This window comes from Nocardiopsis suaedae (assembly GCF_027706745.1).
In the GTDB taxonomy this organism is placed as follows: Bacteria; Actinomycetota; Actinomycetes; order Streptosporangiales; family Streptosporangiaceae; genus Nocardiopsis_A; species Nocardiopsis_A suaedae.
Genome location: NZ_JAQFWP010000024.1, coordinates 21,460 through 34,072 on the forward strand (window position 1 = coordinate 21,460; position 12,613 = coordinate 34,072).

Sequence of the window (12,613 nt, forward strand, 5' to 3'; positions counted from 1 at the left end):
TCCCATGTCCACTGACCTCTTCGGCGTCCGCGTCCTCGACCTCGACCCCGATCGGCGGCGCGTGCGCTTCCGCGTCTTCGTCGTCTACTACGAGCCCGCCTGGGGCACCGGCGACCTGCTGCCCGACCACCCGACCTTCTTCTGCCGACTGCTGTGGGAGGCCGCGGAGCACTTCACCCCGCACCGCTTCGGTCCGATGACCGACGTCGTCACCCTCGATGAGTTCCTGGACGAGTGGTGGGTGGAGTGCAACACGCACCGCTTCGTCGCCGGCGTAGAGCGGGTGGCCGAGCGCAACCACCCGGTCGGCGACGAGGACTTCGACCGGCTGGCGACGTTCTATTACGAGCGCGACGGCGGATGGCAGGACGAGGAGCGGCTCGCCCAGGCTGACTACGACGTCCACGTCACCGACGCCCGCTGGATCGAGTCGCTGCGCATCGGCCAGAGCTGGGGCACGACCAGCTACTCCGGCGGCATAGGCGGACTCGCGGACGGCCATGGCGTCGACTGGGCGGAGTGGGAAGAGGAGTGCGCCGAACGCGCCGAAGACGACCCGCACGCGCGCTTCGTCCTGGGATGGGTGCGCCAGGCGCGCGGCGACACCGAGGGCGCCGCGGAGGCGTACCGGCGGCTGGTGGAGGCGCGCGACCGCCGACTGCACGGCAAGGCCCTGCTCTACCTGGGCGCGCTGCACGAGGCCCAGGGCGAGGACGAGAGCGCCTGCGAGCTGTACCGGCAGGCCGAGCAGAGCAGGAAGCACGAGCGCTACGCCCAGCGCTACCGGTCCCGGGCAGCGCTGCGGCTGGGCGCCCTGTTGCGCCGCCTCGGCCGTGAGGAGGAGGCGCAGGCCGCGTTCGCCCGCGCCACCGAAAGGGGCGAGGAGGACCGCGACAGCAGCGTGCTCGCGGAGGTGCGGCGGCTCACCGGCGCCGAGTCCCCGGCGGAGGCCGCCGACCGCCTCTACGCGAGAGGAGACCGGGAGGGCGCCGCCGCGGCGATCGCCGAGCACTACGGGGCGGCCGCCGCCGAGCTCGCCGACCGGGTGCTCGCCGGTGACACGGAGGCCGCCGGGGCCGCCGTCAGCGCGCTCGACGATACCGATCGCGTCGCCGCCGCCACCGTCCTCGTCGACCTCGCCATGACCTGGGCGCAGGAGCGGGACGGCGACGCGGCGGTGGCGAAGGCGGCGGAACTGGCGGCGGCCACCGGCCGCGCGGTCGAGGGGTACCTCGGCGTCGTCGAGCGGGACGGCTTCGTGGCCGCGTCCGGATCCGACGACGCGGTGGAGCGGTTGCTGACGTACCTGTCCGACGCGAACGACGAGGAGGCGGTCATCGCACTGGCGACGGCGGCCGTGCGCGCCCACCCGTCGGTGGCCAGGGAGGGCGTGAGCCGGTCCGGGCGAGCGGCGGGCGACCGAGGTGACCACGCGGCGGCCGCGCGGTGGTTCGCGCGCGGCGCCGAGATCGAGGGCATCGGCGAGGAGTCCCGCGCCGCCTGCCGCTACGATCTCGGCCTCGCCCTGCGGGAGCTCGGAGAGACGGAGCGGGCCAGGGAAGCGTTCGCGCGGGCCGAGTCGGAATTCACCATCTGGGAGAACGCCGGCGCGGCCGCGCGGCGGCGAGCCGAGGCGGCGCACGCCCAGGGCGAATCGACGGCGGCCTACGAGGACTGGGTGCGCGCCGCGGTGTACAAGACCCGGGCCGACCACGACGGGAAGACGGCCGTCCGGGCCGTCCGCCTGCTCGCCGACCTCCTCGGTGAGGTGGGCGCCGAGGCCCTGGTGCGGTATGTGGCCACGGCCGTGCGGCAGATGGGCGACCAGGACTTCCAGCGCGCGGTCGACGCGTGCACCGACGTCCGGGCCAGGGGCGACCGGCTGTTCGCCGTGTTCCACTTCGCCCACTGGGTGCTGGAGGCCGAGGGCGACGGCGGGGAGCTGGGGCCGGTCCTGTTGGAGAAGGCCGCCGAAGGCCTGGGGGAGTTCGCCGCCGGCGCGGCCGTCACGTTGGGCGCCCGGGCGCACTACGGCGGCGACAACGCCACGGCGCGCGAGTGGTGGCGGCGCGCCCTGGAAAAGGGGAACAAGAAGATGTCCCACAGGGCCGTCACCAACCTCGGCCAGGTCGCCAAGTTGGAGCGCGACCTTCCCGAGCTGCTGGAACATTACGGTCCGGTCGCCGAGTCCGACCACAAGGACGGGCCGATGTTCGCCGCGCACATCGGCGAGCTGCAGTACTGGCTGGAGGACTGGGACGAGGCGGTGCGCTGGTACCGGCGCACCCTGGACGGCACGGACGCCCCGGAACTGGTGAGCGAGGCCGGGTACCGGGTGGGCGAGATCCTGCTCGGCGGCGAGGAGCACGAGGCCGCCCTCGCTTGCCTGCGGCGCGCCGCGGACAGCGGTTACGCCCCCTTCGCCGAGCAGGCCCAGGAGCTGCTGTCCCGGGAGGAGTGACCGGCGCCCACGGGAGCGACTGCGACCGGAACCGAGACCCGGAAACGGAGACGGGGCCCCACACAGAGTGTGGGGCCCCTTCTGACCTGCGGAGGATGAGGGATTCGAACCCTCGATCGGGTTGCCCCGAAACCGCATTAGCAGTCTTGTACGCCCCTTGATTGGCTGTGTTTGGCAATCTTGGGTTCGTATCGAAACTGCAGGTCATCGGCCATATACGAAGGTATGTAGTAGTGGGTCGGAGTTGGCACTTTACGGACCCATTGGCCTCACAATGGCCTCACATCCGGGAGGAGTCTTCGCAGGTCTCCCTCCCCGAAGCTCCATTCTGAAGTCTACCCGGCAAGGCCCGTCAGGCCGAGGAACCGACCCCCTTGCCCGGCAGACAAAAGCGGCCCTCGGACGAGCGACTCCACCGCTCGCCAAGGGCCTGACCCGAACCCCTGACTACACCAGGAGTCGAGCTGTGACGACCCTACCCAAGGGGCGCGCGCCCTTCCCGCTGCCCGCGGCTGCTGGCCTCGGCATCGCCGCCGGACTCGCCGTCGTCAGCTACCGGCACGCCTACGCCTTCGCGCTCAAGGCCGGAGCCACGTTCTACGAAGCCCTCATCATCGCTGCCACCGTTGATGGGGTGATCGTCATGTGCCTGGCGACCATCGCCCTCGCCCGCCGCTACGGCCAGGCGCCGCCGAAGGTGGCGAAGATCGGCCTCCTCCTCGGCATCATCGCCACCGGCGGGGCGAACCTCGTGTACGGACTGACCCACGTCTGGGTCGGCGTGGCCGTGGCGATCTGGGTTCCCCTCGTGGCCGAAGTCGCCTACCTCGTGGCCATGGCCGCGCTCCGCATCACCCAGGCGGCCGCGGCCGCCGCCGAGGAGCGGCCGGTCGTGTGTGGCCGGTCGGTGCCTGTGGAGGCGGTCATGGCCCGTGTCCGCGCGGCCGAGGAGGCGGGCGCGGGGGCGGGCGCCGAGGAGTCCCTGGCGACCGCGCCCCCGGTCGTGTCCGCGCCGCGTCCGGTCATCTGCGGAGCGGTCGTGCCGGTGGCCGCCGTGGTGGCCGGTGTCCGCCGCCCGGCCGCTGCTCGTCCGGTCGCGCCCCGGCGCCAGGAGGAGCCGGTGGCCGAGGTGTCCGACCGGCTGTCCGCCGGGGCGGCCGCCGCCCGCGCGGCCCTGCCCGCCGACGTGGCCGAGCGCCTCGGCGCGCTGCCCGGCCTCGACGAGCGTGACCGGGCCGTGGCCGCCCTGGTGGCCGCTGACCGGGTGGCCACTGGCGCCGAGGTGGCCGCGCTGACCGGATCCTCAGAGCGCACCGGCCGCCGTGTCCTCCGCCGAGTGACCGCGGCCCTGGAGCTGGCCGGGGCCCGCCCGGCCCCCGCCGCCGAGCGGCCCGTGGCCGCGTACCAGGGCGCGCTCGTGGCCGCGGTCACCTGACCGGACACGGCCGCCCCGCCGCCGTCTGTCCGCCCGGCCGTGCACCATAGGGCACGGCCGGGCCTTACCCCATGAGGAGACCGAATGGCAGACCTTCACCCGAGGCACCCGAGGTGGGAGATGGGCGGGGTGCGGATCCGCCTCGCCGCCGCGATGTGGGACTGGGAGCTACAGGAGATCCTGACCGCCCTGGAGACCCCTGAAGGCGTTGCGGGGCTGCGCCGGGAGATCGAGTGGACCCGGCGCGACCAGGCGGCGCTCGAACGCTCCCGAGCGAATGTCCGCGCCCAGTGCGCGGGCAAGTCGGACACCGACATCCGCGCCGAGGTCACCCAGCAGAAGCAGGCCGTCATGATCGGGTCAGCCGCTCAGATGGCCAGCCGGGCCGAGCGCGAGCGGATTGCCCTGATGATGGAGGCGACCGGCATGCAGTGGTACGAGGAGGCGCGGGACCCGGGCGTAGGCCGCAGCCGCGTGACCGGAACCGGCGGCTAGGCGGACGGACCTGCGCCCCGTACCATGGGCGCGGGATGTTTCTGGTGAAACACGAGGACGGCCCCGGCACGGCGTGCCGGGGCCGTCTTTGTTCGTGGAGTATCAGAGTCGGTCGTGCTTCACGTCGGTGAGGAACGCCTTCCACTCCACACCGGGGAACAGCAGGTGCCCCCGTTCGGGGTTCTGGCTGTCGCGCACGGCGGCCGCGGCGGGGGCGTCGGCGACCTCGACGCAGTTCTGGGTGGTGGCTCCGCTGTAGCTGGACTTGCGGAACACCAGGTGGCGGGATGTCTCCATGGTGAATGCCTTCTCAGAGGGCAGCCCGGCGGCGCTCGATCAGGTCCCGGGAGTCAGACACGGACAGCGCCTCGGCCTGCACATAGTCGTATAGGTGCTGGTACCGGGAGATCTCCTCGTCCTTCTCCAGGTAGATCTCCTCTGACAGACACTCTAGGTACACCACCGGCTGATCAGGCGCGGGGAAGTCGAGGAGAACGAACTGCCCCGTCATGGCAGCGTGAGGGCCGCGGCCGGCGGGGAGGATCTGAATCCCGACGTTCGGACGCGTTCCCATCTCCAGGAGATAGTCGAGCTGCCCGACCAGGTCCGGGGTGATGCGCATTAGTGCCAGCTCGTCGATCACCGCCCAGTAGGTGAGTGGGCGGGCGCGGCTGAACACGCTCTTGCGGAACATGCGGGCGTCCACGCGCTGTCCCAGCTCGTGTTCGTCGGTGACCTGACCGCTCGCGCTGATCAACGCGCGGGCGTACTCCGGTGTCTGGAGGAGGCCGGGGATCGTCACCGACTCGAACGTCCGGATGCGGGACGCCTCGGACTCCAGGCCGACGAACTGACCGGACCCGAGCACGTCACCGAATGAAGCCCACCAGCCCTGTTGATTGGCCTCGCGGGCGAGTGTGGCGTAGGCGGCGCGCTGCTCCTCGTCGGTGACCTCGTAGATGTCGAGGAGGACCAGGACGTCGTCGGCGCGGACGCGCTTCCACTCGGCGCCCTCCAACCGGGTGAGCTTGGAGGCGGACCAGCCGCGGGCGCGGCCGGAGCGCTTCTTCGCCTCTGCGGCGACGGTGCCAGCGGTGAGCCCCTTTTCCTCTCGGAGCTCGCGTAGCAGGCGCGACAGGCGGCGCCGCCGGAGCGTGGGGCTGACCACGTCTCGCCTCCTCGGTTCAGTCGGGTTCCTCGATCCTACGGTTCGGCGCTGAGATTCGGACATTCTACGCACCACCCATCTGGTGACTGGCACTCCGTAGTCAGACTCTTGCACAGTCTTCAAATGGGTATTGCAAATCATCGCTGACGTGGCGAGGATGGAGGCTCACCAGAAGCACCCGCCGGGCCTCCCACCCGGCGCACTTCCTAGGAGCCACGTATGGGCCTGTCCGTAAAGGAGCAATCTCCCGAGCAGCGGGTCGCGCGCCCGCAGCCTCCGCCTCCGTCGGCGCCGAGGCGGCCGGGGCGTCACGCTGCCGCCCGTGATCGCGGCTACCGCGATCGGATTCCGAACTTCGGCCGGTTCTGCGAGGTCGCGTCGCGCCACCGCGGGGACTGGTGGATCACCTACGACCACGGGTCCCCGACCCCGTACCGGGCGCAGAACCGCCGCGCCGAAGACGTCGTCATCACCACCAGCGACGTGGACGTCCTCGACGACGCGCTGACCGCGTTGAGCGGCGTGGCCTACGCCCGTCCCTACGTTCCCGCCACCGAAGCAGACGCCGCCGAGCCGCGCCAACTCAGCGCGACGGTCCGGGAGGTGGCATAGATGCCGACCACCGAACAGCAGTGCGGCCAGCGCCGCCCCGGCTGGGGCCCCGGCGTCGGACGCCACCGCCTCCCCTGCACCCTGCCCCCGGAACACCAGGGCGACCACCGCGACGCCCTCGCCCAGACGTGGGGGCCGGAGTGGGTGGACGACACCCCGCGCGCCCCCGAGATGCTCACCGCCCGGCAGGCCGCCGACCGGCTCGGCGTCACCCCGGCCACCGTCCGGCGCCGGGTGCGGTCCGGCCGCCTGGCCGGGTGGCGGTCCGAGCGGACCGGCCGGTACTGGGTCACCGCCGAGATGGGGAGGGCGGCGTGATGACGCGGCAGCTCTACCCCCGGCCGACCCCCGCCGAGCCTGTCGACGTCACCCCGATGCCGGACGCGGGTGTGGTGTGGGCCTACCTCGATGCCGACACCGGCGACCTGGTGCTCACCCTGACCGACGACGCGCGCGGAACCCTCCGGCTCCGCCCCGGCTGCGACGAGCACGAGGTGGTGCTGCTCGCCGTCCTCGGCGCCGCGATGGCCGGTGCCCGCACCGCTGAGGACGAGGACACCCGGGCGTGGTGGGCCGCCGTGGCCCGGCAGGGCGAGGCGGTCCTGGACCACATGCGCGGCATCGGGCACCTGCCGCGTGTGTCGCGGGAGGACCCGTGAGGGGCGGGGTGTCCACGGGCCGGTGGTGGGGGATGATCCCCGGACACCGCCTGGTCAGCGCCCCAACGCGCGAGGCGTTGGGGCTGCTCGTCGACTCCCTCCTGTACACGCGACGCGAGGTGGCTGGGCGAAGACATATCGCCGCCGCCCCCGCCGAAGCGTGGGGCGGCCACTACATGGCCCAGCACGCAGCGTCCCGGGGGATCACATGTCAGCGCGCCGCGACCGCCGCAAGGAGCGGCGGATGCAGGTGAACATCCGCATGACCGAGGACCAGGAGGCCGCGTTCCGCGTCGAGCACGGCCTGGAGCACAGCGACTCCACACGCGAGCGCCTCGCCACCATGCTCGCCGACGAGCTCGGCGGGCTCGGCGCCGAGTACGGCTGGTGGGACGCCGACGCCGTCCACGTCACCTAGGCCGCTGGCCTCGGGCCTGAGAGGGGGACCGGGGCCGGCACCAGAACCGGGGGCCGGGCGTTGCTTCCCCGCGCCCGGCCCCCGGCACCAACCCCGGGCGGAAGCGCACCCGCCGTACCATCACGCCCCGCCCCCACGGCCGGGCGGTGCGGCAGGCAAGCCACCGCACACGAGACCAACAACGCGCCGTTCGTGGCTGGCGGCGCCCCCTCGCGGCCGCCCCGGGTGAAGGGGATCCCCGGGGGGGCCGCCCCACCCCCGCCGCTGGAAGGACCCCCCGTGTCCGAGATCGTGACGACCCGTCAGCAAACCCCCGGTGACCTGCAAAGACTGGACGAAGCGCCCACCCCGGCCGAGTACCTTGGGCGCATGCTCTCCGACCGCCCCGCCCTCCGCATCGGCACCCGCACATCCCCCATGGCCATGGCCCAGGCCGGCACCGTGCAGCGGCTCCTCGACGAACGCGCCGGCGTCGCGTCCGAGATCGTCGGCATCTCCACCTCTGGCGACCAGTGGATGGGCGACCTGAGCAAGCTCGGCGGGAAGGGCGCGTTCCTCAAGCAGATCGAACGAGCGTTGGTGATGGGGCACGTCGACATCGCAGTGCACGCGATGAAGGACGTGCCCGGCGACGTACCCCTCGCCGAGGGAACCGCCCTCGCCGCCTACCTTCCGCGCGAAGACGTGCACGACGTCCTCGTCGTCCGCGAAGGATCCAAGTACCGGTCCCTCGACGAGATGCCGCCCGGCACCCGCATCGGCACCTCGGCGGTCCGCCGCAAGGCCCAGCTCCTCAAGCACCGGCCGGACCTTCACGTGGACCGGCTCAGGGGCAACGTGAACTCGAGGATCGCGAAGCTCGACGCCGAGGCCCAGTTCGAGGCGATCGTGCTCAACGCCAGCGGGCTCCGCCGGACCGGCCTGGAGCACCGGGCCACCGAGGTCCTGTCCACCGACATCATGTGCCCGCCCGTGGGGTCCGGTGTCGTAGGCGTCCAGTGCCGCACCGCCGATACCGCCATCGCCGAGGCGCTCCGCCTCCTCGACGACCCCATGACGCGCACCCTGATCACCGCCGAGCGGACCATGCTCCACGGGCTCCAGGGCCACTGCAATTCGCCGATCGCTGGGCACGCGACCATGACCGGCGACGGGCAACTCTCCTTGAAGGGGATGGTGTTCACCCGGGAGGGCGGGAAGTTCGCCTACGCCCAGGAGTGGGACGCCCCCGACCGCGCCGCCGAGCTCGGCGCATACGTCGCCGCCGTCCTCCTCCGCAAGGGCGCCCGCGGCATCATCGACGGCATCCCGCACTAAGCGTGAGCTGCTCCCCGCTATGCGGGGCCGCTGGTTTTCCACAGGCGGTGAATCCGTCCGCCGCTGCGGCGCCGCCGCGCTCACCCTGGCGGCATGTACGTCGTCTGGGACGCCGACCGCGGCGCCGTGATCAGCTCCGGCCACCCCACCGCCGAGGCGGCCGCCGCCCTGGCCCACAGGGTCCTCGCCGACGTCGCCCGCCACGACCCCGACGGTGAACTCCTGCTGTTCCTGGAGGTGCACGACGAGAACGGCAACCTCGTCGCCGACCCGCCCCCTCTCCCGTAACCTCAGACCCACCCCGCTCGGTCCGACCGACCTCTCTCCCCCCGTTATGTTTTTCGTGGTCCTGCAAGAGGGCCGCCGGCCTCCGGGCCCGGCATGACTGAGTCCCCCTGTCGAAGAAATGACCCGGGGGGTGGTGTCACCGGGCCCGAGAGGTGCCGTCACAGACGCTGATGAGAGGCCCGACCACCGCCCGGCCGGGCGCAACGCCCGGCCCTACCAGGGCGGCAGGTCTGCATAACGTGGATGCGCGAGCACGGCACCCGCGCCGAGGCCGGCACCGCACGGACACCACCCGGGAGGACAGGGTGTACGACATCGACGACGTGGGCGTCTTCCTCGGACTGGACGTGGGCAAGAGCGCCCACCACGGCCACGGGCTCACCCCGGCGGGCAAGAAGGTCCTCGACAAGCCCCTGCCCAACGGCGAGGCCAAGCTCCGGGCCGTCTTCGACAAGCTCACCGCCAAGTTCGGCACCGTCCTGGTCATCGTGGACCAGCCCGCCTCCATCGGAGCCCTCCCGCTGGCCGTGGCCAGGGACGCGGGCTGCAGGGTCGCCTACCTTCCGGGACTGGCCATGCGCCGCATCGCCGACCTCTACCCGGGCGAGGCCAAGACCGACGCCAGAGACGCGGCCGTGATCGCGGACGCGGCCCGCACCATGCCGCACACCCTGCGCTCGCTCCAAGCGGGCGACGAGACCGCCGCCGAGCTGGGCGTGCTCGTCGGGTTCGACCAGGACCTGGCGGCCGAGGCCACCCGCACCTCCAACCGGATCCGCGGCCTGCTCGCCCAGTTCCACCCCTCCCTCGAGCGGGTCCTGGGCCCCCGGCTGGACCACGCGGCCGTCACCCACCTGCTCCAGTGCTACGGTTCCCCGGCCGCGCTGCGCAGGGCCGGTCGCCGCAGACTCGTCGAGCTCATCCGGCCCAGGGCCCCGCGCATGGCCCAAAGGCTCATCGACGACGTCTTCGCCGCGCTGGACGAGCAGACCGTCGTGGTGCCCGGCACGGCCACCCTGGACACCGTGGTCCCCTCGCTGGCCCGCTCGCTGGCGGCCGTCCACGACCAGCGCCGGGCCCTGGAAGCGCAGATCGAGGACCTGCTGGAGGCCCACCCTCTTTCCCCGGTCCTGACCTCGATGCCGGGCATCGGGGCCAGGACCGCCGCCGTCCTGCTGGTGACCGTGGGCGATGGCACCGGCTTTGCCACCGCCGCCCACCTGGCCTCCTACGCCGGCCTGGCCCCGGCCACGAAGGCCTCGGGGACCTCGATCCACGGCGAGCACGCCCCCAGGACAGGAAACCGCCAGCTCAAACGCGCGATGTTCCTCTCCGCCTTCGCCGCCCTGCACGATCGGGCCTCCCGCGCCTACTACGACAAGTGCCGGGCCAGGGGCAAGACCCATACCCAGGCCCTGCTCCGCCTGGCCCGCCATCGTGTCAGTGTCCTGTTCGCGATGCTGCGCGACGGCACCCTCTACGAGCATCGGGCCCCGCGTCCGGCTTGACGAAAGACATAGAGGCACCCCCCCCGGAGGGCCCCATGTCGTATCCGCCGTATGCGGGGCGCCGCCCCGACACCTCCGCCGCCGCGATCGTCGCCCTGGTGCTGGGGATCGTCGGCGGCCTGGCCACGCCTGCCTTCGGGCTCTTCACGGTGATCCCGGCCGCCGCCGCGATCGTCGGAGCCGTCGCACTGCGCCGCATCCACACCCACCGGCAGCGCGGCCGGACGCTGGCCCTGTGGGGATTCTGGCTCGGCGCCGCGTTCTTCCTCCTCGACTTCGCCCTGCTGATGATCGCCGCGATCGCCACACACCTCGGCCTCTGACCCCGGGCACGACGAAGGCGCCCCCGCCCCACCGTGATGGTGAGACGGGGGCGCGGTGCGTCCAGGGCGGGGCTTCCCCTCCCCGCCTATCGAACGCGTGTGCGATCGTAGCAGGTCAGGGGAACAAGCCCTCGCCGCCCGGGTCCTCGCCCGGCGGCACCGGCCGCGGCGTGTGCGGCGCCAGGTACGCGGCCGCAGCGGCGACCAGCGTGACGGCCGCAGCCGCGACGGTCTCGGGAACCTCAACCCCGAACTGGGCGGCGAGGAACACCACCACGGTCACGGCCGCGGCGCTGACCGCCGACGCGGCCACCTTCTTCTCGACGCGCATGCTGCGCCCCTCCTTCTCGTATCTGCGGTGGACCATCAGTGCCCCTGCGCCTGCGCGAACGCCGCCATGATCTGGGCGGCGGCCCAGCCGGTGATCCGGTCGCCGAAGTCCTGTTCTGACCCCTGCGACTTCCGCGCGGCCAGCACGGCGGCCGCCGTCTCGTCGCCGAAGTGGCCGTCCGCCCCGAACTCGGGCAGGTCGAACCCGGCCTTCATGAGGATGACCTGCAGGTACTTGACGCGCTCTCCGGTGTCGCCCTTGGCCAGTCCGACCATGTCGTCTCCTTCGCTGATGTCGTCGGCGGGCATCCCGGCACGCACCCACGCGGCCAGGTCATCGCCAGGGCACGAGGTCTGGTTCAGGTCCCGGTGGCCCGTCTTGTCGAGGGTGCGCCCGGCGCGGCGGTTGGCCTCGTCGTACAGCGCGCGGATGGTCGCCTTGGCCGCCGGCGTGGCGTCGCCGTCGCGGCCGATGAAGCAGATGCCGATGTGGGAGGTGTTGTAGGGGGACGCGTGGGCGCCGACGACCAGCCAGCCGCGGCCCTCATAGGCCGTGCCGGAGCGGTCGACCAGGAAGTTGTAGCCGATGTCGGCCCACCCGTTTCCGTCCATGTGGAAGTCCTGGATGGAGCGGACGGACTGGCCCGGCGGCCCTGCCGAGTAGTGGACGGTGACCCCGCGCCGCTGCGACCACGAGGTGGTCGACCGGGAGCGGGGCGCCCGCGCGCCCCATCCGGAGCGCGGGACGATCGAGACCATGCATGCCTCCTGAAATGGGAAAGCCCCGGCCGGGCGGCCGGGGCGGTGTCTTGTAGGCGATCAGCCGAGGTACTGGAGGACCGCGGCGACGAGCGCGGCCAGGCCGCCGACGAGAGCGCCGAGGGACGCGAGCGGCCACCGGGCACGCCACTGCTCCAGGCTGCGGATGCGCTGCTCGTGCTCGTCGCCGGTCTCGCGCAGCTCGGCAATGTCAGCGCGGACCTGCCGCATCTCCCCGGCGGTGGTGCGCATCTCGCCGCGCATCTCTTGCACGGCGCCATAGACGTCCCGCGCGGTGACCACGCCGTTGAACGGGTCACCCATCACGCCACCCTCTTCGCCAGCAGGTACGACCCGGCGGCCAGGGTGGTCGGCGAGGAGCTGGAGGTGATCTGCGCCCACCGCAGCGTCACCGTGCCGGGGCCCTCCACCGTGATCTCCTCACGGGCGTAGGACCGGAGGGAGGAGGTGGCGGTGTTGCCGTAGGTGATGTCGGTGGTGTCCCCGTGCACCGCTGACCGCATGAGCTGGGCGTTGCGGTCGGTCGCCCCTGACTCCGGGCCCTGGACGCGGCGGATCGCGTGCACCGTCGCACCGCCGGATAGGTTCCAGTCCACGCGCAGCCCGCCGGAGCCGGACTCGCCGGCGTAGTCCAGGCTGGCCTCGATGCGCCAGACGCCGTCGGCGACATTGAGGGTCAGGTTGGGGTCGTCGGCCGGGGTGGACGTCGACGTGCGCTCCTCGTCGGAGCCCTTCAGCACGAACACCGGGTTGTGTTCGTTGAGCCGGTCGGCGGTCACCCGCATCCCGGCCAACCATGGGAACGGCATCGCCCGCCCC

The 12,613-nt window shown here is 72.4% G+C and carries 17 protein-coding genes; 11 read left to right on the top strand and 6 right to left on the bottom strand.

Going from position 1 to position 12,613, the window contains the following annotated elements; translation table 11 throughout:
• Nucleotides 1-4 precede the first annotated feature (4 nt).
• The 3 genes from O4U47_RS14270 (at nucleotide 5) to O4U47_RS14280 (ending at nucleotide 4,391) form a co-directional block, all read left to right on the top strand.
• The gene (locus tag O4U47_RS14270) at nucleotides 5-2,461 is read left to right on the top strand and encodes a tetratricopeptide repeat protein (protein ID WP_270678333.1); all 2,457 of its coding nucleotides are present in this window, start codon (nucleotides 5-7) and stop codon (nucleotides 2,459-2,461) included.
• A gap of 466 nt (nucleotides 2,462-2,927) precedes the next feature.
• A complete protein-coding gene (locus tag O4U47_RS14275; RefSeq protein WP_270678334.1) occupies nucleotides 2,928-3,896 on the top strand; it encodes a DUF2637 domain-containing protein in 969 nt (322 codons plus the stop codon).
• Nucleotides 3,897-3,980: 84 nt separating this feature from the next.
• Nucleotides 3,981-4,391, top strand: coding sequence for a hypothetical protein (locus O4U47_RS14280; RefSeq protein WP_270678335.1), 411 nt, complete (start codon nucleotides 3,981-3,983; stop codon nucleotides 4,389-4,391).
• A gap of 102 nt (nucleotides 4,392-4,493) precedes the next feature.
• On the opposite strand, the gene O4U47_RS14285 is transcribed toward O4U47_RS14280, so the two are convergent.
• A complete protein-coding gene (locus O4U47_RS14285) occupies nucleotides 4,494-4,688 on the bottom strand; it encodes a DUF397 domain-containing protein (RefSeq protein WP_270678336.1) in 195 nt (64 codons plus the stop codon).
• A gap of 13 nt (nucleotides 4,689-4,701) precedes the next feature.
• Nucleotides 4,702-5,559 carry a helix-turn-helix domain-containing protein gene (locus tag O4U47_RS14290; RefSeq protein ID WP_270678337.1) on the bottom strand — a complete coding sequence of 286 codons (858 nt, stop codon included), beginning with the start codon at nucleotides 5,557-5,559 and terminating at the stop codon, nucleotides 4,702-4,704.
• A gap of 219 nt (nucleotides 5,560-5,778) precedes the next feature.
• On the opposite strand from O4U47_RS14290, the gene O4U47_RS14295 reads away from it, so the two are divergent.
• From O4U47_RS14295 to O4U47_RS14330, 8 genes are all read left to right on the top strand, one after another.
• Nucleotides 5,779-6,171, top strand: coding sequence for a hypothetical protein (locus O4U47_RS14295; RefSeq protein WP_270678338.1), 393 nt, complete (start codon nucleotides 5,779-5,781; stop codon nucleotides 6,169-6,171).
• Nucleotides 6,172-6,489: a helix-turn-helix domain-containing protein gene (locus O4U47_RS14300; RefSeq protein WP_270678339.1), complete on the top strand. Its 318-nt coding sequence runs from the start codon at nucleotides 6,172-6,174 to the stop codon at nucleotides 6,487-6,489. It abuts the gene before it with no gap.
• Nucleotides 6,489-6,830 (top strand): hypothetical protein, encoded by a 342-nt coding sequence (locus O4U47_RS14305; protein ID WP_270678340.1) that lies wholly within the window; start codon nucleotides 6,489-6,491, stop codon nucleotides 6,828-6,830. The genes O4U47_RS14300 and O4U47_RS14305 overlap by 1 nt, the downstream gene beginning before the upstream one ends.
• A gap of 208 nt (nucleotides 6,831-7,038) precedes the next feature.
• On the top strand, nucleotides 7,039-7,248 hold the full coding sequence (locus O4U47_RS14310) for a hypothetical protein (protein WP_270678341.1): 210 nt from the start codon (nucleotides 7,039-7,041) through the stop codon (nucleotides 7,246-7,248).
• 279 nt (nucleotides 7,249-7,527) lie between these two features.
• Nucleotides 7,528-8,565, top strand: a complete 1,038-nt coding sequence (gene hemC, locus O4U47_RS14315; protein ID WP_270678342.1) for a hydroxymethylbilane synthase — start codon at nucleotides 7,528-7,530, stop codon at nucleotides 8,563-8,565.
• Between the two features lie 93 nt (nucleotides 8,566-8,658).
• A complete protein-coding gene (locus tag O4U47_RS14320) occupies nucleotides 8,659-8,853 on the top strand; it encodes a hypothetical protein (RefSeq protein WP_270678343.1) in 195 nt (64 codons plus the stop codon).
• Between the two features lie 305 nt (nucleotides 8,854-9,158).
• Entirely contained in the window at nucleotides 9,159-10,361 is a 1,203-nt protein-coding gene (locus tag O4U47_RS14325) for an IS110 family RNA-guided transposase (protein WP_270678344.1), read from the top strand.
• Nucleotides 10,362-10,396: 35 nt separating this feature from the next.
• A complete protein-coding gene (locus O4U47_RS14330; RefSeq protein WP_270678345.1) occupies nucleotides 10,397-10,684 on the top strand; it encodes a DUF4190 domain-containing protein in 288 nt (95 codons plus the stop codon).
• Between the two features lie 115 nt (nucleotides 10,685-10,799).
• On the opposite strand, the gene O4U47_RS14335 is transcribed toward O4U47_RS14330, so the two are convergent.
• The 4 genes from O4U47_RS14335 to O4U47_RS14350 are packed head-to-tail and all read right to left on the bottom strand — an operon-like array spanning nucleotide 10,800 to nucleotide 12,603.
• Entirely contained in the window at nucleotides 10,800-11,015 is a 216-nt protein-coding gene (locus O4U47_RS14335; protein ID WP_270678346.1) for a hypothetical protein, read from the bottom strand.
• A 35-nt stretch (nucleotides 11,016-11,050) separates the two neighbouring features.
• Nucleotides 11,051-11,773, bottom strand: a complete 723-nt coding sequence (locus tag O4U47_RS14340) for a peptidoglycan recognition protein family protein (protein WP_270678347.1) — start codon at nucleotides 11,771-11,773, stop codon at nucleotides 11,051-11,053.
• Between the two features lie 60 nt (nucleotides 11,774-11,833).
• Nucleotides 11,834-12,097: a hypothetical protein gene (locus tag O4U47_RS14345; protein ID WP_270678348.1), complete on the bottom strand. Its 264-nt coding sequence runs from the start codon at nucleotides 12,095-12,097 to the stop codon at nucleotides 11,834-11,836.
• Complete coding sequence (locus tag O4U47_RS14350) at nucleotides 12,097-12,603, bottom strand: hypothetical protein (protein ID WP_270678349.1); 507 nt, start codon at nucleotides 12,601-12,603, stop codon at nucleotides 12,097-12,099. Before O4U47_RS14350 ends, O4U47_RS14345 begins: the two co-directional genes overlap by 1 nt.
• Between the last annotated feature and the right edge of the window lie 10 nt (nucleotides 12,604-12,613).

What these genes read in the sequence shown, in the direction of transcription:
- O4U47_RS14270 (WP_270678333.1), top strand. Translation starts at nt 5, where the DNA reads ATGTCCACTGACCTCTTCGGCGTCCGCGTCCTCGACCTCGACCCCGAT.
- O4U47_RS14280 (WP_270678335.1), top strand. Translation starts at nt 3,981, where the DNA reads ATGGCAGACCTTCACCCGAGGCACCCGAGGTGGGAGATGGGCGGGGTG.
- O4U47_RS14285 (WP_270678336.1), bottom strand. Translation starts at nt 4,688, where the DNA reads ATGGAGACATCCCGCCACCTGGTGTTCCGCAAGTCCAGCTACAGCGGA.
- O4U47_RS14295 (WP_270678338.1), top strand. Translation starts at nt 5,779, where the DNA reads ATGGGCCTGTCCGTAAAGGAGCAATCTCCCGAGCAGCGGGTCGCGCGC.
- O4U47_RS14300 (WP_270678339.1), top strand. Translation starts at nt 6,172, where the DNA reads ATGCCGACCACCGAACAGCAGTGCGGCCAGCGCCGCCCCGGCTGGGGC.
- O4U47_RS14305 (WP_270678340.1), top strand. Translation starts at nt 6,489, where the DNA reads ATGACGCGGCAGCTCTACCCCCGGCCGACCCCCGCCGAGCCTGTCGAC.
- O4U47_RS14310 (WP_270678341.1), top strand. Translation starts at nt 7,039, where the DNA reads ATGTCAGCGCGCCGCGACCGCCGCAAGGAGCGGCGGATGCAGGTGAAC.
- O4U47_RS14320 (WP_270678343.1), top strand. Translation starts at nt 8,659, where the DNA reads ATGTACGTCGTCTGGGACGCCGACCGCGGCGCCGTGATCAGCTCCGGC.
- O4U47_RS14330 (WP_270678345.1), top strand. Translation starts at nt 10,397, where the DNA reads ATGTCGTATCCGCCGTATGCGGGGCGCCGCCCCGACACCTCCGCCGCC.
- O4U47_RS14335 (WP_270678346.1), bottom strand. Translation starts at nt 11,015, where the DNA reads ATGCGCGTCGAGAAGAAGGTGGCCGCGTCGGCGGTCAGCGCCGCGGCC.
- O4U47_RS14340 (WP_270678347.1), bottom strand. Translation starts at nt 11,773, where the DNA reads ATGGTCTCGATCGTCCCGCGCTCCGGATGGGGCGCGCGGGCGCCCCGC.
- O4U47_RS14345 (WP_270678348.1), bottom strand. Translation starts at nt 12,097, where the DNA reads ATGGGTGACCCGTTCAACGGCGTGGTCACCGCGCGGGACGTCTATGGC.
- O4U47_RS14350 (WP_270678349.1), bottom strand. Translation starts at nt 12,603, where the DNA reads ATGCCGTTCCCATGGTTGGCCGGGATGCGGGTGACCGCCGACCGGCTC.